Annotated in this window: 18 protein-coding genes and 6 pseudogenes; 14 read left to right on the plus strand and 10 right to left on the minus strand. The window is 67.8% G+C overall.

Going from position 1 to position 21,963, the window contains the following annotated elements; genetic code table 11:
- The first annotated feature begins 407 nt into the window (after positions 1–407).
- Positions 408–611: a UTRA domain-containing protein gene (locus BS83_RS02955; protein ID WP_269664833.1), complete on the plus strand. Its 204-nt coding sequence runs from the start codon at positions 408–410 to the stop codon at positions 609–611.
- Positions 612–1,016: 405 nt separating this feature from the next.
- Here BS83_RS02955 and BS83_RS48750 read toward each other — a convergent pair whose 3' ends face one another.
- Entirely contained in the window at positions 1,017–1,292 is a 276-nt protein-coding gene (locus tag BS83_RS48750) for a colicin immunity domain-containing protein (protein ID WP_084713086.1), read from the minus strand.
- Positions 1,292–1,483, minus strand: a complete 192-nt coding sequence (locus BS83_RS48755; RefSeq protein ID WP_084713087.1) for a colicin D domain-containing protein — start codon at positions 1,481–1,483, stop codon at positions 1,292–1,294. Before BS83_RS48755 ends, BS83_RS48750 begins: the two co-directional genes overlap by 1 nt.
- A gap of 99 nt (positions 1,484–1,582) precedes the next feature.
- Here BS83_RS48755 and BS83_RS49080 point away from each other — a divergent pair.
- From BS83_RS49080 to BS83_RS02980, 7 genes and pseudogenes are all read left to right on the plus strand, one after another.
- Positions 1,583–2,139, plus strand: a pseudogene (locus tag BS83_RS49080) (IS3-like element ISMyma3 family transposase); the annotation flags it as partial.
- 139 nt (positions 2,140–2,278) lie between these two features.
- A pseudogene (locus BS83_RS02965) lies at positions 2,279–3,044 on the plus strand (transposase family protein).
- A gap of 43 nt (positions 3,045–3,087) precedes the next feature.
- Positions 3,088–3,375: pseudogene (locus BS83_RS48770) on the plus strand (DDE-type integrase/transposase/recombinase); the annotation flags it as partial.
- 49 nt (positions 3,376–3,424) lie between these two features.
- Positions 3,425–3,739 carry an integrase core domain-containing protein gene (locus BS83_RS02970; RefSeq protein ID WP_084713089.1) on the plus strand — a complete coding sequence of 105 codons (315 nt, stop codon included), beginning with the start codon at positions 3,425–3,427 and terminating at the stop codon, positions 3,737–3,739.
- A gap of 819 nt (positions 3,740–4,558) precedes the next feature.
- On the plus strand, positions 4,559–5,107 hold the full coding sequence (locus tag BS83_RS47145) for a transposase family protein (protein WP_232248023.1): 549 nt from the start codon (positions 4,559–4,561) through the stop codon (positions 5,105–5,107).
- Entirely contained in the window at positions 5,077–5,706 is a 630-nt protein-coding gene (locus tag BS83_RS47150; protein ID WP_232248030.1) for an ISAs1 family transposase, read from the plus strand. The genes BS83_RS47145 and BS83_RS47150 overlap by 31 nt, the downstream gene beginning before the upstream one ends.
- A gap of 28 nt (positions 5,707–5,734) precedes the next feature.
- On the plus strand, positions 5,735–6,172 hold the full coding sequence (locus BS83_RS02980; RefSeq protein WP_037600675.1) for an ISL3 family transposase: 438 nt from the start codon (positions 5,735–5,737) through the stop codon (positions 6,170–6,172).
- Positions 6,173–6,226: 54 nt separating this feature from the next.
- Here the strand turns inward: BS83_RS02980 and BS83_RS02985 are convergent.
- Positions 6,227–6,967 (minus strand): annotated as a pseudogene (locus tag BS83_RS02985) (ISAzo13-like element transposase-related protein); the annotation flags it as partial.
- Positions 6,968–7,039: 72 nt separating this feature from the next.
- Here BS83_RS02985 and BS83_RS48775 point away from each other — a divergent pair.
- Entirely contained in the window at positions 7,040–7,438 is a 399-nt protein-coding gene (locus tag BS83_RS48775) for a transposase domain-containing protein (RefSeq protein WP_084713091.1), read from the plus strand.
- Between the two features lie 25 nt (positions 7,439–7,463).
- Here BS83_RS48775 and BS83_RS02990 read toward each other — a convergent pair.
- Positions 7,464–8,412: pseudogene (locus BS83_RS02990) on the minus strand (ISAzo13 family transposase); the annotation flags it as partial.
- Positions 8,413–8,785: 373 nt separating this feature from the next.
- On the opposite strand from BS83_RS02990, the gene BS83_RS02995 reads away from it, so the two are divergent.
- The 4 genes and pseudogenes from BS83_RS02995 to BS83_RS03010 all read left to right on the plus strand — a co-directional run.
- Positions 8,786–10,228 (plus strand): ABC transporter substrate-binding protein, encoded by a 1,443-nt coding sequence (locus BS83_RS02995; RefSeq protein ID WP_198035133.1) that lies wholly within the window; start codon positions 8,786–8,788, stop codon positions 10,226–10,228.
- A 458-nt stretch (positions 10,229–10,686) separates the two neighbouring features.
- A complete protein-coding gene (locus BS83_RS47155) occupies positions 10,687–10,944 on the plus strand; it encodes a hypothetical protein (protein WP_232248024.1) in 258 nt (85 codons plus the stop codon).
- Between the two features lie 431 nt (positions 10,945–11,375).
- Positions 11,376–12,779, plus strand: coding sequence for an IS1380 family transposase (locus BS83_RS03005; protein ID WP_037600644.1), 1,404 nt, complete (start codon positions 11,376–11,378; stop codon positions 12,777–12,779).
- A 281-nt stretch (positions 12,780–13,060) separates the two neighbouring features.
- Positions 13,061–14,209, plus strand: a pseudogene (locus BS83_RS03010) (IS701 family transposase); the annotation flags it as partial.
- 595 nt (positions 14,210–14,804) lie between these two features.
- Here the strand turns inward: BS83_RS03010 and BS83_RS03020 are convergent.
- The 5 genes from BS83_RS03020 to BS83_RS03040 all read right to left on the minus strand — a co-directional run bounded on the left by BS83_RS03020 (position 14,805) and on the right by BS83_RS03040 (position 19,698).
- Positions 14,805–15,626: an SDR family NAD(P)-dependent oxidoreductase gene (locus BS83_RS03020; protein ID WP_037600684.1), complete on the minus strand. Its 822-nt coding sequence runs from the start codon at positions 15,624–15,626 to the stop codon at positions 14,805–14,807.
- A gap of 496 nt (positions 15,627–16,122) precedes the next feature.
- Positions 16,123–16,431: a putative quinol monooxygenase gene (locus tag BS83_RS03025; RefSeq protein WP_037600686.1), complete on the minus strand. Its 309-nt coding sequence runs from the start codon at positions 16,429–16,431 to the stop codon at positions 16,123–16,125.
- 76 nt (positions 16,432–16,507) lie between these two features.
- The gene (locus tag BS83_RS03030) at positions 16,508–17,455 is read right to left on the minus strand and encodes an NADP-dependent oxidoreductase (RefSeq protein ID WP_037600689.1); all 948 of its coding nucleotides are present in this window, start codon (positions 17,453–17,455) and stop codon (positions 16,508–16,510) included.
- Positions 17,456–18,282: 827 nt separating this feature from the next.
- Positions 18,283–18,672: a transposase family protein gene (locus BS83_RS41320; RefSeq protein ID WP_051942543.1), complete on the minus strand. Its 390-nt coding sequence runs from the start codon at positions 18,670–18,672 to the stop codon at positions 18,283–18,285.
- Positions 18,673–18,687: 15 nt separating this feature from the next.
- The gene (locus tag BS83_RS03040) at positions 18,688–19,698 is read right to left on the minus strand and encodes a glycoside hydrolase family 16 protein (RefSeq protein WP_037600692.1); all 1,011 of its coding nucleotides are present in this window, start codon (positions 19,696–19,698) and stop codon (positions 18,688–18,690) included.
- 557 nt (positions 19,699–20,255) lie between these two features.
- Here BS83_RS03040 and BS83_RS43455 point away from each other — a divergent pair.
- A complete protein-coding gene (locus tag BS83_RS43455; RefSeq protein ID WP_232248032.1) occupies positions 20,256–20,339 on the plus strand; it encodes a restriction endonuclease in 84 nt (27 codons plus the stop codon).
- On the opposite strand, the gene BS83_RS03050 is transcribed toward BS83_RS43455, so the two are convergent.
- On the minus strand, positions 20,311–21,813 hold the full coding sequence (locus BS83_RS03050; RefSeq protein ID WP_037600700.1) for a helix-turn-helix domain-containing protein: 1,503 nt from the start codon (positions 21,811–21,813) through the stop codon (positions 20,311–20,313). The genes BS83_RS43455 and BS83_RS03050 overlap by 29 nt on opposite strands.
- Positions 21,814–21,963 lie beyond the last annotated feature (150 nt).

Raw genomic sequence — 21,963 nt, forward strand, 5'->3', positions numbered from 1 at the left:
GGACCGGTCATAGTCCGGTACGTAAATTGGTCGTTGGCCCCGTAAGGCACGGATTGGCTCCCTATAAACGAAGGGGTCTGCTTGAGTTAATGAAACGATTCATCAACTGGGAAGCACTGTCTACTCCTGGAAGGGCACTGTCAATACCCCTGGAGTCGGCGGTCGTTACTCCCGTTGAACTCGTAGTCGCCCGCGAGGGCTGACGTTCCTTGATCCCTGCGGTATGCCGTGGTGGTGAGGTATGCGCAGGCGGGTGGGTACACGCCCGAGCTGCAGGCGGCCCGTGAACGGCTGAGGCTGGAGGCTGCCGAGCGGTTCGAGCGTGGGGATGCGGGTGGAGGTGCTGCGGGAGCGGGCCGATCGGATCCTGGCCAGGCGGGACGATCGCGCAGCTCGCCACGCTCGGCATCACCGTGGCCGAGGTCAAGGAGTCCTGGACCGCCGACATGCCCACCCGCGCGCAGGCGAGCGCGCTGAAGCTGCCCGCAGGTACGCCGGTGCTGCGCTGGACCCGGCACATGATCAGCGACACGGGTCGCGTCGTCGAGGTCGCCGACCCGATCGTGCGGCGCGGCAACAGCACCGTCGTGGAGACCACCATCAAGGTTTGACGGGGAGTCGGTCCGCGTCGGTGCGGGAGAACCCCGGCCCGACACCGGTCGCCGCCAACCCGAGCGCGACCGCGACCGCGTCACCACCCGTGGGATTGGGTGCCCCGGCCTCACCGGCCGATCCGCAGATCGCCCGTTCGGCGGACCCGGCGAGCGAGCCGGCTTCCCCCTCTGCCTCCGGTGGTGGGGTCGTAGTTGCGGGCGCCGAGGAGGCTGTAGTTGGTGGCGGGGTCGGCGGCTGGTTGAGGTAGCCGCGGCCGTCGACCCAGCCGCCCGTGACGCCGCGAGCGGTGCCGTAAGGGGTGAAGGCGGCATCCCACGACTGGACGGGTGCTCACCTTTGAAGGCAAGCACCCGTCCCAGTATCCGCAGCAGGATCAGCCCGTGGAGCTCATCCATCCATACCTAACGCGAGCAGCCGCCGATGCTGGCGACAAAGTCGGTTACGGCGTGATGGAGACCCTGCTCGTCGATATCAAACTCATCCCGAAGTTCCGGGTCTGAGCAGTACGCATCGACAGCGCCAAAGAGTCGATCCAGCTCCTGTGCGATTGGCGCGTAAAGACCCTCACCGACTCCCCTGAAGAGCGCCAGGAAAAGCGTTTCAAACTCGGGGGCCGAAATCCTTCCATCAAGGAAGGCAACTGCAGCGACTCGGAATGGCTCGATCCTAGTGTCCATCAGAAGAGAAACCTATCATTAATTACACTTGAGATTTGACTCTCGCTCAGCTTCCAACCACTCAGGAAGCTGCCGCCTGGATTGGCCAGAACGGCCAAACGCTTCTCTGCATGATAGTGGGCAGTGACAGGGTTTCCGCGATAACTGATGGAGTCTTTGACAATCCCGTCACCATCCAGGAAGTCCTTCATTGCAGACTCAAACGCTTCCCGTCCGACATTACCTACCTGGACGACTCGCTGAACCGCATCGGTTCGAATGGAGACTCGATTCTCTGAGAGGATTGAGTCATGGCACGTCCCTCCCCCTATCCCGCTGAGCTGCGGCGTCGTGCGGTGCGCATGGTCGCCGAGGTTCGCCCCGACTACGACACGGAGTGGGCCGCGATGAAGGCCGTCGCCGCCAAGCTCGGCGTCGGGTCGGCCGAGACCGTGCGGCAGTGGGTCCGGCGGGACCAGGTCGACGCCGATACGCGGGCCGGCGTGACGACGGAGGAATCCGCCCTGGTGAAGGCCCTGAAGCGAGAGAATGCCGAGCTGAAGCGGGCGAACGAGATCCTCAAGGCCGCGGCGAGTTTCTTCGCGGCCGAGCTCGACCGGCCACACCTGCGCTCGTAGCGTTCATCGACGAGCACCGGGACCGCTTCGGCGGCGTCGAGCCGATCTGCCGCGTGCTGACTCAGCACGGCTGCAGCATCGCCCCCTCCACCTACTACGCCCACAAGCAGCGCCAGGCGTCTCCATCAGCCCACCAGGTTCGTGACGCCGAACTGAAGACCTTGATCGCCGAGGTATACGAGACCAACTACCGTGTCTACGGGGCCCGGAAGGTCTGGCGCGAACTGAACCGGCGGGGCCACACAGTGAGCCCTTTCCAACCTGACCGTGCTGGCCGCGGGTTGGGCATGCAGGGCTGTACGAAGTGGCGAAGCTCCTGGTAGACGGGTTCACGACCAAGATCACCCGTTGTCGACCAGGAGCTTCGTCGTGCTTGTCTACCGGTCCGCGATCGACCTGTCCAGTTCGGCCCTGCGGCTCCTGTCCCGCCACCTGGCCGAGCGGCGGAAGCAGCTGAAGACGCGATGGCGACGACTGTCGACGGGCCGACAGGCCCTGCTCGCCCTCGCGCACCTCCGCTGCGGCGACACCTACCAGCGCCTGGCCGCCGCTTTCGGCATCGGGGTGGCCACCGCTTACCGCTATGTCCGCGAAGCCGTCGACGTCCTCGCCGCCCTGGCCCCGACCCTCCAGCAGGCCGTTCAGGCGGCCACCAGCAAGGCGTTCGTCATCCTGGACGGCACCTTGCTGCCCATCGACCGCGTCGCCGCCGACCGCCCCTACTACTCGGGCAAGCACAAGAAGCACGGCATGAACGTGCAGGTACTCACCGATCCGTTCGGACGCCTGCTGTGGGCCTCTCCCGCCCTGCCCGGCGCGGTTCACGACATCAAGGCCGCCCGCACCCACGGCATCATCGACGCCCTCACCGCCGCCGGCGTCCGCTGCTGGGCCGACAAGGGCTACCAGGGCGCCCGCGGCACGGTCCGCGTCCCCTACCGAGGCCGCTGGGCCAAGCTCTCCGCCGGTCAGAAGGCCGTCAACCTCTCCCACGCGAAGATCCGCGCGGTAGGCGAGCAGGCCATGGCCACACTCAAGGGCTGGCGGCTCCTGCGCCAAGCTCCGCTGCAGCCCCAGCCGCATCACCAACATCGTCAAAGCCGTCCTCGCCCTGCACCTCAACACGTCAACATGAGGTTGGAAAAGGCTCAGTGGCCCGCTGCACCGTGGAACGGCTGATGCGCGAGCTGGGCATCACCGGCGCGGTCCGGGGCCGGAAGGTCGTCACCACCGTGGCCGACCCTGCCACCGCGCGGGCTCCTGACCTGGTCGGACGCGACTTCGTCGGCCCGGCACCGAACCGGACCTGGGTCGCGGACTTCACCCACGTCGCGGCCTGGGCCGGCACCGTCTACGTCGCGTTCGTCGTGGACACCTTCTCCCGCCGCATCGTCGGCTGGTCCGCGGCCACCACCAAGCACACCGAACTCGTCCTGGCCGCGCTGGAAATGGCGCTGTGGCAGCGCGACCGCACCGGAACCCGGCCCGAGGCAGGCGAACTGACGCACCATTCGGATGCGGGGTCAATACACATCATTCGCGCTCGCCGAGCACCTGAACCGCGAAGGCATCGCCGCCTCCATCGGTTCGGTCGGCGATGCGCTGGACAACGCACTGATGGAGTCGACCATCGGTCTCTACAAAACCGAGTTGATCAAGCCCCAGCGGCCCTGGCGGACGCTGTCCGAGGTCGAGCTCGCCACCGCCGAATGGGTGGACTGGTACAACCACCGCCGACTCCACGGTGAGATAGGCCACGTCCCGCCCGCCGAATACGAAGCCAACTACTACCTGGCAGCCACAAAACCGCTGGTCACAGTCACAACCTAGAGTCTCCGGACAACCCGGTGCGGTTCAGTTTGTTGCTGCTTTCTTGGCGTGTCTCGCTTGCCTTGGCCGCCCAGTGCGTTGCCCGTTCGGGCTGCCATTTGTCCGAGTGCACGAATCCTTGCAGGAACTGCTGCACCAACGGGCACTGCGCCCCAGTAAGGCGGAGCCAAGCTGTGGTTGTCCACCGCCGCCTGGTGGGTCCGCTTCTGCTTCAAAGAACGCCCAGGAGGTTCCAGCAGTGGCCTACAAATCGGTCAATAAGATCTCAGCCGCGCTTTACACCGGCCTGCTAGGTGTGGCTTGTCTTGTCTTGGCTGCCTGTTCTTCGGGAACCAGCGGCTCGGGTCAGACGCACGTGACTAAGCCCCCGACCGCTTCCCATCGTGTCGCCACTTCCGGGAACGCCGCTCCGCCGCCGCCGGCGCCCGCTCACGGTGCCGCCACCACGAGCGGTACCCGTACCGCTAACGGTGTCGCTGCCGGGAACGGCGGGAACGCCGCTCCGCCGCCGGCGCCAGCGCCCGCTCACGGTGCCGCCACCACGAGCGGTACCCGTACCGATACTGACTTGGGCGGTTCAGGGTGATGGTGGCGGGAGGTCGAGGGAGAGTCCGGTGCCGGCGAGGAAACCGTCGAGGACGGTGGGGCGGTACTGTTTGAACCGGTTGCGCACGAGGGTTTCGAGGCAGGGCTGATTCAAAGTCCTGGTCACGGGTGAACGCGCAGGTCGGGGCGGTGGTGTCGTGTCCGCCGTCACGTAAGCAACGGAGCTCCGGTTGACGGGGTGACCTACCAAGTCGCCCGTGTCCTGGAGCTCCGATGTGCCGCCAGTGGGCCACCGTCTGCCTGATCAAATCTCCCGGCCGCGCCGAGCGTGAACTCCCGCTCCTCGCCGACCGGTTGTCTTCCCTGCCTGATCCGCGCGACCGGCGAGGTCGCCGGCATCCGCTGGTCGCGGTGCTGCTGACCACCGTGTGCGCGGTCCTGGCTGGCGCCCGTTCCTACCTGGCGATCGGCCAGTGGGCCCGCCATGCACCCCAGCACACCCTCGCCCGCCTCGGGTTTCGCCCCCACGGTGTCCTCGGTGTCCGCACCGCGCCCTCGACGTCCACCGTGCGCCGGGTCCTGCTCGCCGTGTGCCCCGGCGGACTGGACGACCCGCTCGGCACCAACCCGACCGGGGCCGACCATGTCGCGGTGGACGGCAAGACCGCACGCGGCTCGCGGACAGACACCGCGCCCGCCGCCCACCTCCTGGCCGCCGTGACCGGCACCGGCCGGACCGTCACCCAGTTACGGGTCCATGCCAAGGCCAACGAGGTGACCGCGTTCGGCACCTGCTCGCCCCGTTCGACCTCACTGGGGTGACGGTGACGGCCGACGCCATGCACACCCAGCGCGACCACGCCCGCCACCTCGTCGAGGACCGCCAGGCGCACTTCCCACTGCTGGTCAAGGGCAACCAGCCCCGGCTGCACGCCGCCCTGCGGGCCCTGCCCTGGCAGCGCGTCCGGGCACGCTACAACCGCGAACTGGGCCACGGCCGTCGCGAGACCCGTTCGCTGCGGGTGCTGACCGTTACCGACCTTCACCTGGACTTCCCCCACGTCGTCCAGGCCGCCAAGATCCTTCGGCACCGCACCGACGCCCGCACCGGCAAGGTCTCCCGGCAGACCGTCTACGCGATCACCGACCTGACCGCCCTCCAAGCGTCCCCGCAGAAGCTCGCCCGCCTCGCACGCTCGCACTGGACCACCGAGAACCGGCTCCACTTCGTACGCGACACCGCCTTCGCCGAGGACGCCTCCAAGATCCGCACCGGCCACGGCCCCGAGAACATGGCCACCCTGCGCAACCTCGCCATCGACACCCAGCGAGCCTCCGGACACAAGGGCATCGCCGCCGGCCTGCGCGAGGTCTCCAGCGCACCCCACGACCGGCCACTCGACCTGCTTAACCTGCCCTGACCAGCCCGGACGTCCCCCCACGACGACTATGAATCAGCCCTGGGGCCGCGTCGAGGCCGACCACGCCACCCTCTCCCCTCGCAAGGCCGCCCGCCTCCCGCTCGCCGATCCCACTCACCCGCGCGAGGACCAGCTCGTGCCGGGCGACCAGCTCGCCCGAGCCCGCCCGCAGATGACCGCCCCGGACACGGCGGAGACCGGCTTCGCCGCCCAGCGCACCCCGAAACCGGCCAACGCTGCGGCCCTGACCGACTGGATCACCCAGGTCCGAGCGGCCGACCCGCCCTTCCCGCACGCCTACGCCACCGGCTTCGAACACGACCGCATCGGCGTCGACCACGCCCTCACCCCGCCCTGGCACAACGGCCGCACCGAAGGAGTCAACAACAAGATCATTCTGCTCAAGCGGCAGACCTACGGCCGCGCCGGACACCGCCACCTACGCCAGCGCATCCTGCTGAGCTGACAGCATCCAGAGAGTGATCACCGCAACGCCGCTGCGTTTAGGGGTTGCAGAGGATTAACTCGCTGTCTTGATCTTTGTGGCGGTCGTGATCTCTTCTCGAGTGGCGAGGTCGTGGTGGGCGGCCAGGTCGGCGAGTTGGGGGCCGGCGGGCTCGATGGTGTGTCCGGCGGCCTGGAGAAGTTGGCGGACGTCGCGGATCCGCCGGTTGATGGTGAAGGGTGTGACGCCGTAGAGCTGGGCGACGGCGACTTGCGGGAGGCCGTGGCGCTGGTGGAGCAGGACGGCCAGGAGGCGGTCGGCGAGCGTGAGGACAGGGCGGCGACCGGTGGTGCCGTCGCCCTTGATGCGGGGCCGGTGGCCGCGGCGCTTGTCAAGGTGGTTCTCGCGCTGGGCGTCGTGGAGGGCGAGGAGCTGGGCGATCAGGGTGTCCCACTCAGGCGTGGTGAGCCCGGTGAAGACCGGGTGCCGCAGCCAGGCGAGGTCGGGGCTGGGCTGGTCGAAGGGGTCCGGACCTTCGTTGATCTCGGCGTCGTAGGGTTCGGGCCGGAGCGTGTAGTTCCAGTCGCCGTGCCAGGTGTGCCGCTCCAGCGGCAGTGCGTCCATCTGGCGGTCGCCCACGGTCACTCCGGTGGGGTAGGTGCCGGTGTCGAGTTCGGCATGGACCGTCAGCCCGGTGCGGGTGGTGGTCGCGGCGATGCTGTTGAGGACCACGTCGTGGCTGGTGAGCGGCCTGCCGCGCCAGTTCATCGTGATGTGGGAGAAGAACCGGTGTTCGACTTTGTTCCATTTCGAAGTCACGGACAATGCCATTGCTTGAGGCCATCAAGTAGTCCGTGACATCGGGAGAGAACGGTCGTTGGACCTGGCATGCATCCGTGGGTGGGGTTGTCTGATCAGGTGCGGCTCGGGGTGGTGACCCGGTGGGTGACGCCGGAGCTGGTTGCCGAAGTGCTGGGCAGGTGCGGGGTCCGAGACAAGAAGCCCGGCGCGTTGCCGGCGGGGTTCATGGTCTACTACACGCTTGCGCTGGCGCTGTTCCAGCAGGACTCCTACACACCCAAGAAGATCAAGAACTTCCTGGCCATCCTTGCGGCGAGGTACGCCGGAAACTCGACAACGGTGCCAGGCGACTGCGCGAGGCGGACAGGCACCTCAAGCGGCCGGACTCGAAGTACTCCTCGAAGCTCTCCTACCGGATCAACACCCGGGACCGGCAGCCGACACGACGCGTCGCACCCAAGGTCATCACCCTACGACCAGCAATAGTTCACTGACTCAAGCAACGGCATTGAGTCCCCGGAGGAAAGTGACACACTGTCATTTTCAGGCCGGTCTCCAGGGCCAGGGCTGCGAGTTCGGCCTTCCAGGCGCAGGTGCGGTAGCTGTTGGAGCCGCCCGCGTCGGCGGTGATCAGTAGCCGGGACGTGGCCGGGTAGTCGAGGCTGCCGCGGTCCTTCCACCAGCGGCGGATGGACTCGACCGCGAATGCGACGGTGTCGTGGTCGGTGCCGACGCTGACCCAGCCGGTGTTCGCAGCCAGGTCGTAGACGCCGTACGGGATCGCCTTGCCCAGCTCTTTGTCAGGGAAGTCGTGGGTGAGACCCGGACGGGCTGGCCTGCGGCAGCCACTGCTGTCCCGCGTTCTTGTAGTTCCCGACGAGCTCTTTCTTCTTGGTGTCGACGCTGACCACCGGCTGCCCGGCGGCGATGTGGTCCCTGGCCTGTTCATTGATGTAGCGGAACTGCCCGTCCCGGTCCGGGTGCCGGTTGCCCTCGACGGTCTTGATGTTGCCCTGCAGGCTGAACCCCTCCTCGCGCAGCAGGTTACCGACCGTGTCGGCGGAGATCCGGTGGCCCTGCCGGGTCAGCTCGGCCGCCAGGGTCCGGGTCGACTTCGTCGTCCACCGCAGCGGCGACATCGGATCCCCGCGCTCATCCGGTTCCACCAGCGCCAGCAGCGCTTCCCGCAGGCCGGGGTCCAGGTCGGCCACCCGCTTGCGGCCGCCGCCCGGCCGGCGCACCCGCCCCAGCGGCGGCTGGCCGGACTCGAGCTCGTCCACCCCCGCCGACACCGTCGCCTCACGCACGCCCGCAGCCCGTGCGACCAGCCTGATCCCGCCATGACCCAGCGACCGCGCCTCAGCCGCGAACAGCAGACGACGCTGCCGCTCATCCAGATGCGGCAGGATCGCCTCGAACTTCGCTGCCAGTAAAGCCTGTTGCTCCGGTGACCTGCCCATATCACAACAACGATACGTAAACCCGGAAGCTACGGGTTGTTGCCCTGCAATCCCTAACGCAGCGGCGTTGCGAAAATCTTGGAAGAGCCAGAACGCTGACACGCCCTCTCCGCCTGAACTTCCCGCGCGACTCGCCGTGTCCTGGTGTGCGCCTGCTCCTCGAACCGCTCCGGCTATGGGACGATGATCGATGTCCTATATGTTCCAAAATGGCACGAAAGACGAGGTGGGAAATATGCCGGGCCCAGGTACAGGTATGCCTCGTCGGGATGTGCTGCGCATGGCCGCCGGTACAGCGATAGGGGTGGGTGCGGGATGGCTCGTAGCCGGGTGTACCTCTCATGGGCCCTCGGGCGGTGCGGGGAGTCCTGGGGTGGCGCGCCGGGGCGGAAGCCTGCGGGTGGGAGTGACCGGCGGCTCGACCGCGGACACGCTCGACGCCCACACACCGGTGGACAACCCTGACATCGCCCGGGTGATCCAGCTGTACGACACGCTCGCCGTCTTCAATGCGGACTTCGCCGTCGAGTCCGCGCTGGCCGAATTCATCGAACCGACTGTGGACGCCGCCGGGTGGACGATTCGGCTGAAGCCCGGGCTAGTTTTCCACAACGGCAAGCCCGTCACCGCCGCCGATGTCGTCTATACGTTCCAGCGGCTCCTCGACCCGGCGACCCACGCGAGCGCCGCCCCACAACTTTCGGCCATTGACCTGAACAACATCCGGGTCCTCGACTCGCTGACGCTGCAGCTGAACCTCAAACGGCCCGACGTGACCCTGCCGCAGACCCTTGCTCTTTACCATACGGGGATCGTGCCCGTGGGCTACGACCCCCGGCATCCGGTGGGGACCGGGCCGTTCAAATACTCCAGCTTCACGCCCGGCAAGCAAAGTGCCTTCGTGCGCAACGACCGGTACTGGCGCCCGGGTGAGCCGTATGTCAATCAGGTCACCATCATCGACTACCCCGATGACGCCGCCCGCGTGAACGCGCTCCTGGCCGGACAGGTCGACGCGATCGACGAACTCCCTCTCGGGCAGGTCGACGCCGTCGCACACCGGGCTGACCTGCGCGTGCTTGAGTCGCAGACCGGCGACTGGCTCACTTTCACCATGCGGGTGGATGTCCCGCCTTTCGACGACGAGCGCGTGCGTCAGGCCTTCCGCCTGGTCGTCGACCGGGAGCAGATGGTGCGCGAGGTCCTGGGCGGGCACGGGGTCATCGCCAACGACCTCTACGCCCGCTACGACCCCGCCTACCTCTCCACCGCGCCGCAACGCCACCAGGACATCGCCCAGGCCAAAGCCCTCCTCAAGCAGGCCGGCCACGAGAACCTCACTGTCGAACTGGTCACCGCGCCGGTCGCCACCGGGCTGATGGAATCAGCCCGCCTCTTCGCCCAGCAGGCCGCCACCGCCGGAATCACCGTCCACGTCCGCCAGGTCACCCCGGGCGTGTTCTTCGGCGACAACTACCTCAAGTGGCCCTTCGCCCAAGACGACTGGTTCACCCGCAACTACATTCTCCAGGCATACGACGGAACCTTGCCCGAATCGCCGTTCAACGAGACCCACTGGAACGATCCGACCTTCACCAGACTCGTCGCCCAGGCACGTGCCACCGTCGACCAGAGCGCCCGCACCAATCTTCTGCACCAGGCGCAGCAGATCGAGTACGACCGCGGCGGCTACATCATCTGGGGCTTCACCAACCAGATCGGCGCCTATACCGCGAAAGTGAACGGATTTATCCCCAGCCGAAGCGGCCTCCCGCTGAGCCAGTTCGAATTGCGCAGAGCGTGGTTCACCGCCTAAACCGCTGGAACAGAGCCCCAGCCACCGGTGCAACTCGGGGATGATTCTCGCTTCGCGATCAAGGGATTTGGTTGCGCGAGTGGGCATATGCACATGCTCGGTCTTGCCAGAGGGGAATGAAGGCCCTGGCTGGAGTTCCCCCCTGATCTTGGACAGCGGGTTTCTACGCTGCGGGGGTGAAGTCGTGCCGCAGTCTGGCCCGGGTTTCGAGTGGGGTGAGGTACCCGAACTCGGGGTGCTTGCGGAGCCTGGTGCGGTTGCACTCGACTTCGATGAAGGTTCGCCGGTGCGCCATCTTCGAACGTGCTGGTCGGAGGGGCTGGTGTGACAGGGCTGCGGTGTGCTCGTGCCGGTCGTGGGCAGGAGTCTGCGGTCTTGATCGTCTGATCGGGCGGCCGGAGTGGGTTCGCCGGTTTCTCCGCGTCGCGGGCGAGGTGCCGCCTACGATCCGGTTCCTGGTGGAGTCCGAGATCGCGGAACGGGTCGCGGCACGGCGCGCGGAGCTGGACGAACTCGAAGACCAGCTGGTCAAGCAGCTGGAGCAGGTGCGGGTCGAGCGCGACGAACTCGCCGTCGCGGAACGGGTCTGGAAGCGGATGGCGGAGCAGTTCGCCGCGGAGAGGGCGGTGGCCGCACCGGCTTCGGCGCAGGTCGCGGGCCACACGGTGCTGCTGGTGCGGCACCGCGGGCGTGGGAGTGGACGCGCTGCCACCTGACTACCAGCGCATCCTCGCGATCGTGCGGGGCGCCGGCGGGCCGGTGGCGGTCAAGCAGGTCGGCGAGGAGCTGGGGCTGGAGGTGGCGGTGCGGGGCCAACTGGAGCCGCTGCGCGGGAAGCTGTCCAAGCTCGCCGGGCGGGGGGCGGTTGCGCAAGCTGCCCGACGGCAAGTTCACCACGCGCCTGTGACCTGCACCGTTGTGGCGCCTTGGCCGTAACCCGCGGTGCCCTCGGCGGTCGTTGACGCTGCGTGACGAACACCAACGAGCCCGCCGAGGGCGTCTCCCTTGTCTACCAGTGCCGCCTAACCTGCGCGTTTCATCTGGGGTCGCGTCCGGATCATGATCGGAAAAGCGAAAGTGCCTTCTGAGCTGCAACGATGAGGCTTGTTTAAGGTCCCAGTCGTTCCAGTGGGAAGGCACTTTCTGCGTGCACACTACCCGGTCTCGCCCCAAGCTCGTCGTCAGCGCCGACGGGAACGGGGTGGTCAGCCACGCCGGCTCGCGTCTGCTCGCGGATCTTGCCGACGCCACCACGCTGACCGGCGCCTTCAGCGAGGCCCTGCACCGGCTGCGACCGCGCGGGACCGGACACGACCCCGGCCGCGTCGCGGTGGACCTCGCGGTCATGCTCGCCGACGGCGGCGAAGCGATCGCCGACCTGGCCGTGCTGCGCGACCAGGCCGACGTGTTCGGCCCCGTCGCGTCCACCCCGACCGCCTGGCGCGTGCTGGCCGGCATCGACGAAACAGCCCTGAACACGCTGCGGGCAGCCGGGGCCACCGCCCGCGAGGTCGCCTGGCTGCAGGTCGACGAGACCGGACGCCCCATACCCGGCTCACAAGCGGGAGGGCGTGAACTGCCGGGTCTGGTCCTGGACATCGACGCGACCCTGGTCACCTGCCACTCCGAGAAGGAACAGGCCGCCGCCACCTACAAACGCGGCTTCGGCTACCACCCGCTGCTGTGCTTCCTCGACAACACCGGCGAGGCCCTCGCCGGCATCCTGCGGCCGGGCAACGCCGGAGCGAACACCGCGGCCGACCACATCACCGTCCTGGACCAGGCCCTCGCACAGATCCCCGACGCCCACCGCCACGGCACCGAGATCCTCGTCCGCGCCGACAGCGCCGGCGGCGCGAAGGCCTTCCTCAACCACCTCCGCGACCTGCGAAAGCGCGGGATCCGCACCACCTTCTCCGTCGGGCACGCCGTCACCGAACCGGTCCGCAAGGCCATCCGGGTCCTGCCCGACCAGGTCTGGCACCCCGCCCTCGAACAGGACGGCACCCTGCGCGCGGGTGCCGAGGTCGCCGAGCTGACCGGATTGGTCGACCTCACCGGATACCCGGACGGCACCCGCCTCATCGTCCGCCGCGAGCGCCCCCATCCCGGAGCCCAGCTGTCCCTGTTCGACCAGGACGAAGGCATGCGTCACCAGGTCTTCCTCACCGACACGCCCGCCGCCGGCGGCTCCATCCAGTACCTGGAGGTCCGACACCGAGCCCACGCGCGGGTCGAGGACCACATCCGCTGCGGCAAGACCACCGGCTTCGGCCGCTTCCCCTCCCGCCACTTCGCGATCAACCAGGCCTGGCTGGAGCTGTCCCTGACCGCGATCGACCTGCTCGCCTGGACCAGAATCCTGCTGCTGGAGGGCGAGTTGGCCACCGCCCAGCCCAAGAAACTGCGCTACCGCGTGCTACACGCAGCCGCTCGGATCACCCGCGGAGGCCGTCGCCTGCGTCTGCGGATCGCCGCCACCTGGCCCTGGCGCCACGAACTGACCACCGCGTTCAACCGCCTCGTCGCCCTGCCCCGACCGGCCACCTGACCGACGACCTCACCGCTGACCACCCACGACCCGAGGACCCCGGAGCACCCGGCCACCGCGCCGGGCCACCGGCATGCCCACCGTCCGACAACAGCCCCGCGACCCCGGCCACAGGGATCACCCCAGATCAGCCAACGCGAACCGAAACAGCGAGGCTAGTACTCCAGTGGCACTTCTCCATTTGTCCTGGTCACAGGGCGCTTTTTGAGTCTACTGAGCTGACGTTGCGTCAGGGTAGTGGTGGATCGTGACTCACCCGATCGGGGTGCGTTGAACCAGTCATGGAGGCGGCGAGTGATGTCGAAGTAGGTCTGTGGGATGCCGAGTTGGAGTCGTTGCTGTTGCGGGTGGGCGAGCGGTTCGGCCGTGCCGAGCCGCGGCGGCGGATGCGGGACTACGTGCGCGGTCTGCTGGGTCCGGTGGGCAGGAAGAACAGCTGGCAGATAGCCGAGTACGCGGGTCATGACTCCCCGCATGGACTCCAGCGGCTGCTGTCCTGGTGCCAGTGGGATCCGGAGGAGATCCGCGACGACCTGCAGGACTACGTGGCTGAGCGGCTCGGGCAGCCGGATGGCGTGCTGATCGTCGACGACACCGGGTTCTTGAAGAAGGGCACCGTTTCCGCCGGCGTCCAGCGCCAATATTCCGGGACGGCGGGGCGCACGGAAAATTGCCAGATCGGGGTGTTCGCCGCCTACGCCTCCGCCAAGGGCCGGGCCCTGGTGGACCGCGAGCTTTACCTACCCAGATCCTGGACCGAGGATCCCGATCGGTGCCGCGCCGCCCGGATCCCCGAAGGTAAGTCGTTCGCGACCAAGCCGGAGCTGGCACGCGTCATGGTCCGGCGGGCGTTGGACTCCGCCCTGCCGATCGCCTGGGTGACCGCGGACGCGGCCTACGGGCAGGAGTGGAACTTCCGGCGCATGCTGGAGGAGGCCGGTGTGGGCTATGTCCTGGCGGTACCCAAGTCACAGCAGGTCAAGTCACCTGCGGGGAGCTGGCGTATCGATCATGTCCTGACCGGCGCCCCGGCCGAGGCCTGGGAGCGGATCTCCTGCGGGGACGGTGCGAAGGGGCCGCGAGTCTACGACTGGGCCGCGGCCAAGCTGCCCACCATCGAGGGATCAGACCCTGCCCACCACCGCTGGGTACTGGCCCGCCGCAGCCTCGCACGTCCCGAGGAGGTCGCCCACTACCTCGCATTCGCCCCTGCGGACACCAGCGTCGCACAGCTGGTCCGGGTAGCCGGCGCCCGGTGGGCCATTGAGGAGTGCTTCCAGGCAGCGAAGAACGAGTGCGGCCTGGACCAGTACGAGGTCCGCCGCTATGTCGGCTGGTACCGCCACATCACCCTGGCCATGCTCGCGCATGCCTTCCTGGCCGCCAAGACCGCCCACGCCCTCGAAAAGGGGGCCGAAGAAACGGTTCGAGCAGCCTCGTTCCCCTCACCGTGGCAGAAGTCCGACGGCTCCTGGACCTTGCCCATCCCCCCACAGCCCGGCACCGGTCACCCACGCACCGGCTCCACTGGTCCCACTGGCGCCGACGCCATCAGGCCATCGCCCGCCGCTGCCACTACCAGCGTCGCACGCACCCCGATCGGGTGAGTCACGATCCACCACTACCCTGACGCAACGTCAGCTCAGTAGACTCAAAAAGCACCCTGTGACCAGGACAAATGGAGAAGTGCCACTGGAGTACTAATACTCCAGTGCGGTTTCGCGATCTTGTCGGTTTCGTGGTCTACCGTGCCTGGTCATGGGCTACGACGTGCACATCACGCGGCGCGAGAACTGGTGGGATGAGCAGGGGCCGGACATCGCCAGGGCGGAATGGGAAGCGATGGTTGCTGCCGATCCTGGCCTCGCGGTGGTCCCGCTTTGGTGGAGCGCCGGGCGGATCGCGTCCAAGAACCCGAGCGATGCGGTGATCGCGAAGATGTGCGAGGTGGCGAGGGTGCTCGACGCACTCAGTGTACGCACCCTCACTCCCGCAGCACGATCCAGATGCCCTTCCTGGACATCGTCAGTTGGCGGGGTAGCGGGCATCCCTGTCGATGCCCAGCTCGAAGTCGAGCGCGTACCGGTTCGCGGGCATGGCACCGGCGGCCTTCGCGCCATCCACCGCAAGAGCGATGCCATTGACAAACCTTGACTCGTCGCTAGCCAGGAAGACCACCGCCTTGGCGACCTCCCACGGCTGCCCGACCCGGGCGGCCGGGGTGCTGGCCGAGAACCTGCGCTGGAGATCGTCCGAGGCCACTTGGTCCGCGTTCTCGACCGTCCCGAGGAGCATGTCCGTCATGATCCCCCCGGGGTTGACGGTGTTGGCGCGGATGCCCTGGTGGGCATGGGCAACGGCGATCGACTTGGCCAGGCCGACCAGCGCGTGCTTGCTGGCATTGTAGACCGGGTCCGCCGGCCGGCCCATCAGTCCCCCGTTGGACGAGTTGATGACGATGCTGCCACCGCCTCCGCGGATCATGTGCGGCAACACCTCACGGACCGCCAGGAACGTACTGCGGACATTGAGGGAGAAGACGCTGTTGAAGTCCTCCACCGTGGCGTCGGCGAGCGGCTTGCCCAGGTGGATGCCCACGTTGCTGAATAGCACGTCCACCCGGCCGGTTTCCGCCACCACCGAGGCGACGAACGCCGCGACTTGGTGCTCGTTCGTGGCGTCCACGATGCTGTGGGAGCACTGAGCGGACAGCTCCGGGTCGTCAATCTCGCGGATGTCGCAGGAGTATACCTGCGCCCCCTCGGCAACGCACTCGCGAGCGGTCGCCGCTCCGATTCCACGCGCACCGCCGAATACCACGACGACCTTGTTTTTAAGCCTGTTCATACGGTCTCCCAATTCTCGCAGGCATTCTCAGTGGAAATGATTTCCCCCTGAACAAGATGAGCAAAGGCCGATTCCACCATCGATGGATGACCGCACAGCGGTGTCCCGCTGCTTGCGCGCCGCCGTGGCGGCCAAGTAAGCGGCGTGGCATCCATGATCACAAACTAGGACCCAATGGTGCTTCTCGCCTCACGGCGAGAGAATCCGGGTGAATCCCGGGCCCTGTGTTGTCGGCGGACGGCGGGCTGCGTCTGCGACAATTATCTCGGGTCGTCGGTTATGGCGGGGCCGAAGTCAACTCCTCCCACGCGGCCGCCGTCTCCCACCCCGACGACGTGACCCGCCTCATCCTGAGCGCCGCACACACGGTGGGCTGACCGTCCCTGATCTTGGACGGCGGGTACCCCGGGCTGCACGCGTGACCGGCCATGATCCGGCGCCCGGCCGGTCACGCATCTGCTCCGACGGGCTCTTCAGACCAGGGATACATCCCTGGTCAGCGATGCTGATCGCTGAGTTCGTGTGGGTGCAGGAGCTCCAGGCGAGTACGGACGACCAGGTCGGCACTGCGGGCGAAGAAGTGCTGGATATGGGGTTGGGTGCCGTGTGTCTCAAAGGCCGCACGGTCGCGGTAGACCTCGAAGAAGATGCGGGCCAAGGGCTCGCCCTCAACGCTGTGGATGGCATAGGTCTGGACGTCCGGCTCCAGTTCGCGAACGTCTGCGGCTGTCTGGGCGGCAAGTGCGTCGAACGCTGTGGCGGCGGTCTCGTCGGCAAGGTCGAATCTGACGGTGAGGGCGAACATGCCTGTCCTTGTCTATGCGTGCAGGGAGTGGGGGCCGGTGTGTGGGGCTATTTCCCGCTTGCTGGCCGGCGGCGGATCAGGAAACCGTGAGGACGAGCTTTCCGAGCATCCCGCTTGTCTGCGCCAGGCGGTGGGCCTCAGCGGCCTGCTCAAGGGGGAAGGTCTGCGCGATCAGTGGGCGCAGCAACCCGGCCTCGAACAGCTTGGTGATCTCCAGAAGCCCTGCTCGATCGGGCTGGACCAGCATGAAACCGGCTGCGATGCCGCGTTCGGCGGCCTCGGCTTTCACCGCATCCTCCTGCGGGGAGGGCAGGGAGACCAAGGTCGCACCGTCCTTGAGGGTGGCCAGGGTTGCGGAGGTGTTCGCACCGCCGAGCGTGTCAAGGACCATGTCGACGTCGCGGACCGTGGCGTTGACGTCTACCTGGCTGTAGTCGATGAGTTCGTCGGCGCCCAGTTCGCGCAGCGTCTGGTGGGCGTGCGGGCGGGCGGTGCCGATGACGTACGCCCCGCGGGCCTTGGCGATCTGCACGGCGAAGTGGCCCACCCCGCCTGCGGCCGCGTGGATGAGTACGCGCTGCCCGGGTTGTACGACTCCGGCCTCCAGCAGAGCCTGACGAGCGGTAAGGGCTGCCAGCGGGAGTGCCGCCGCCTCGACGTGACTCAGTCCTGCAGGCTTGTGAGCGAAGTCCCGGGCTGGGCCCGTTACGTATTGGGCGTAGCCGCCGGCCTGTCCGGGGAAGCGAGGCATGCCGTAGACCTCATCACCAGGCTTGAACAGCCGCACCCCCGGGCCAACTGCCTCGACGACGCCGGAGACGTCCCAACCCAGGATGAACGGGGGCTCGCCGAGGAAGGCGCCGTGCTCGCGGGTCTTGAGGTCGATCGGGTTGATGCCGGCCGCGCGCACCCTCACCGCGATCTCACCGAGCCCCGCCTGGGGTCGCGCCGTCGTGGTCCAGCGCAGCACCTCCGGGCCGCCGAGAATGTCCTGGGTGATCGCTTGCATCGTGGTGTCGCTCATAGGGTGTCCTTCTTTTGGGCCGGGGTGTGCTGCGGCTGGTTCGGAGGTGGCCGCGCAGATTGGGGGCATCCGCGCGTTGGGGCCGTCAGAGCCTCGCGCACGGGTCCGGCGAGGTGCCGTTCGCCGGGCAAGGTTGGGTGGGGCGTAAAGGACCTTCGAGAATGCCACACAATTATTGCCTAAGCAATAATTGGCGCGGTACTCTATTCGCAAAGAAGCTGATCAGTGAGGGTGTCAGGCTCGAGTCACTTCGGTCCATGGCCTGTCGTGCCAGGACACCTCGGCTCCGCGCCTTCCAGCAGCCCGGACATGCGCAGGATCGAGCACCCGGCTCGTCCCTCGCTTCGGTGGCTGCCCCGGGCGGCGTGCCGATGGCCGGGCTTGCGGGGTGCCGGCAGGTTGTCAGCCTGATGCTCGCGAGTTGAGCATCGCCCAAGGGTCGCCCGGTCCGGGCGCGCTCCTCACCGCCGCTCCCCCACTGGCGCCGAGAATAGATGCCGCTGCGCGCGCACAGGGCCGTCTGTCGTCGATCGCGTCGGCTTGCTCACAGCTTTGCCGCGCTTTTGGGGAGACTGGCGTCCTCGCCTGCCGCCACCTCCACGCCCGGCACGTACCCTGGCTCCTTCCACTTGTTGCTCCAGCTCCGACGGCCGGTGGGGTGCAGGACAAGCTGAGGCAGTGCCATTTGACGGCGGCCTGGCCCGCCCGCGCCGGCCCAGATCCTGCTCTGCCTGCCCCCAGGCTGTGGCGCAGCGCGCGGTTGACCTCCCCTCCCCGGTCCAGGCAGGAGGTCCTGCCCGGCCGCGAGTGCGGCCCACACAGCGTTTTCAGCGTTGCCTCTCGAGAGTGAGGACGGCCTTGGCCGCTGACTGGAGCCAGCCTGGGCTGCAGCGTGCATGGCGGAAGATTCGCCAGCGTTTGACGGTGGCGACGCCGCGTTCGACCGGGCAGCGCAGCCGGGCGTGGGCCTTGTTCAGCGACCTCTCCTTGGCGGTGAGCTCCTGCTTGGGTCGGCGGCGGACCGGGACGGCGATGCCTGGGCCGGCTCCGGTGTAAGCGACGAACAGGAGTCGTTTTCGAAGCAGGGGCGGTTTGGCTCGGCCGAACATGCCGCGCTTGAGCGCCTTGAGGTCGTTGACACGGCCCTCGACCGGGCCGGACGACCAGTCGGTGCTCATGCCGTAGACGACGGCGTCGAGGTCGGGAAACAGTGGCATGCTGCGGACACGCCACTACTTCGGGGCGGTGGCATTTTCGGCGGCTTCGGTGCGGCCTCGCCATGACGTGATCTTCACCCAGTCGATGTACAGGTGCTGCGTTGCGTAGGCGTAGTCTCCCGACCAGGGGGCGGGCCAGCCCCCTACCCAGAGCTGGGCGGGGTGGGTAGGGACGTTCGCGTTTGTCATGGCGTAGCGCACCCCGTCGACGTACCAGTCGATGTGTGCGGGGCCCTGGCCTGCGCTCCCGTCGTACCAGTCCCAGCGGTAGGTGTGGAATCGGCCGTCGTTTTGCGGTGTCCCCACGTCGGAGATCATGTTCGTGGCACCGTCTTGGCCGGCGTAGGAGTTGAAGCCGACCAGTGACGGCCTGGCGTCCTGGCCGGCGTTGGCCGCGACCTCGGTGTCGATTTCCGTATAGGCCCCGTTGCCCGGGTCGTAGTAGTTCCAGATGCATGAGCAGCCACCGCCGAGCGGCATGGTCTTCATGCGCACCTCGTAGCGGCCCGAGCCAAACGCTGCTGTGGTCCACAGCAAGCCACCGGTCCGTTTGCCCGTGGACGCCGGTGCATAGCAGGAGGGCAGGACCGCCGGCGTACAGCCCGGAATCTGGATGACACCTCTGACGGCATCCTTCGCCCCGTCGTCGTACTTGTCGCCGCGCAGGGCCACATCCAGCACGGAGACAACGCCAGGTCCGTCCGGCACGGAATGCACAGAGAGGTTTTGCGGAATGGCTCCGTTGTTCATCGGAGACGACAAGATCCTGAAGGGACCCTCGTACCACTTGGCGCTGTCGACCCGTGTTCCGCCGAAGTCGTCGTAGAAAACCACCCGGCCCGGAACGGGCAGGATGGCGGCGCCCTGCGCCGATGGCGGAAGACCCACACAGACGACCGAGGTCAGGGAGAGCGACAGCATCCACCGGACTCTTCCGAAGCGACCGAGCTGCCACGTGCCCCCCACGCCGGTGATCACCCGAGGGCGGGCCGAAGCGAGCCCTGTCAGAACTGTGCTTTCGAACACGGAACTGCTCCCTATCGCCAGATCCCCGACCCGCCCAGTCTCGGTGAGGAACTCCCGATCCGCATCCCGTGCCTGACCAGGCATCACCGCGCGCGATTGGAACTCGCCGGGCCAGAACCCGACAAGGACGCGTGCAACCGCCGGCTTGGGTCACCGAACCTTCGGCTGGCGGAGCTGTGGCTTGGACTGTGCGATCGATCTGCCACGATTTTCGTGTTCGGGATGCGGTGACGGACTGTGATGTTGATCAGGCGGGCAGGACCCGTTTGCAAAACAGTGGGAACCAGGGCCGGCCGAACATCTGCCGCATGAGCATTTGCCTTGGGCAGGGTGCAGCGGCGGGTGCCAGCGCCGATCTTCAAAACAGGGCCAGGCCCTCACCGCTGGTGTCCGCGACGACGGGCCGAAACTGGGCGGGAATGCCGTCGTGACGGCCGGGTCCGGCCGCAGCGGCCACACCAGGGGCCGTGGCGGCCAGCCACGGCCGGAACCGGTCGACCGCGTCACGGTAAGAGACCCGCGCCACAGCGATCCCGGCCCGGGAGATCCGCGACATGATGGGCGCGCTCCAGCACCGCGCCCAGGTCGCCATCTTCGTCACCACCTCCCGGTTCACCCGCCCCGCCCAGGCCCTGTGCTGACTTCCCGGCGGCGGGCGTCGAGCCAGTCTCGGTCCGCAAGTACGATGGCCGGTCTGTCGCCGGGACTGCGGGGTAGGTGTGGGCGGCGGGTCCTCAGTTCGGCCGCCAGCTGACCGATCGTTTCCTGGACGACGAGGCCCAGGTTCTGGTCGCGCCCGACGACGGCGTAGACGGCTGCGGCTGCGGTGGCGGGCAGTAGCGGCACGAGCCACCAGTTGCTCCAGGACGTGGCGGCGGTCACGCACAGCAGCGCCAGGATGCTGGCGAGCCCGGCGGATGCGCACCTCACGGCGCGCAGCGCGGTGCCGCGAGCGTTCACGTGGAGTGTTCCGGAGGGGAGGTCCCCGCGCAGGCCGGCCCGGATCCAGGGCCAAAGCCGCTGCAGGGGTTCCCACGGGTCGGCACAGAGCACCAGACCGACAAGGATCACGAGGTCCAGGGGAATGGTCCAGCCGCCGGCGTGGGCGCGGACGACGGCATCGTGGGCGAGCGCACCGCTGATCATCGTGAGGCAGCCGAGGGACCGGGCCAGCACGTGGGTGGCGGTGCTCCACCGTTCGATCGCTTGGGCGGGTGTGCGGCGGGGTGCTGCGAAGCCCCACTCGTCGACAAGCTGGTCGCGCATCTGCTGTCCCTCGTCCAGGAAGCTCTGGGCGGTGGCGAGGACCTTCTCGTAGTCGGCGTCGAACAGCGCCTCTCTCAACTCCGGCGGCATGCCGGGCAGGGCGAACTCGGCGGTGAAGAGGGGGGCCGGTGCGCTGTGCCGCAGATCGGCGAGCTGTTCCTCCAACGCGTCGGCGCGTCGGCGCAGCCGTTGGGCCAGGACCTCGGCCTCGGTGCGGCCGGCCCGGGCCCGGGCCAGTTCCTGGGAGGTGGTCTCCAGCTGTTCGGCCAGTACGTTCAGCCGGGCCTCGGCTTCCTTGTCCCGGCGCTCGCCGAGGTCGGCTGCCTGCTGCTGCAGACCCGACATCACCGAGCCGAGTGCGAGCACGAGCTGTTGCGCCCGGTCCCGCTCCCGTGAGAGCTGCTCGTTGCGCTCGTAGGCGAGGACCAATGCCTCCTGGGCGAGCGCCGCCTGGTCCTGGGCGGTGGCCGCGACACCGGCCAGCGCCACCGAGACGTGATCTGCCGCGGACTCCCCTTCCATCGACGTGTTCGGCGCTGCGGCCGCGGATACGGGGGCTGGCTTGTCCGCGCTCTCCCATAACTGCCGGCACCGAGCGACCTCAGCCTCCCGCTCCCGTGGAAGCGTCACCGCCACGGCGACCTTCCGCACGAACGGCCACGGCGGCACGGCCTTGGCGCCCAGAAACTCCTGGATCCTCGACTTGCCGTAGCCCGTCGGCCCCTCGATGTCCCGCTGTGTCTTGCCCGCCCGCTTCAGCAGGCCGCGCAGGTGCAACGCCAGCGCCTGCGCCTCCGCAGTCGCCTCCGGATCCACGTCCCCGTACCCCCGGCCCTTCGCCGCCGTCACTGGCCCCTCCCCCACGTGCCGCCGCGCCCCCGCCAGCTCACTGGCGATCAGCGTACGGACAACGGCGCGTACATGGCAGAGCGCCTCACCCGGTCATGCCCGCCCATGTCCGCTCTTCTCCAGCACAAACACCGTCCGGACGTGACGGAC

This window comes from Streptacidiphilus rugosus AM-16, assembly GCF_000744655.1.
In the GTDB taxonomy this organism is placed as follows: domain Bacteria; phylum Actinomycetota; class Actinomycetes; order Streptomycetales; family Streptomycetaceae; genus Streptacidiphilus; species Streptacidiphilus rugosus.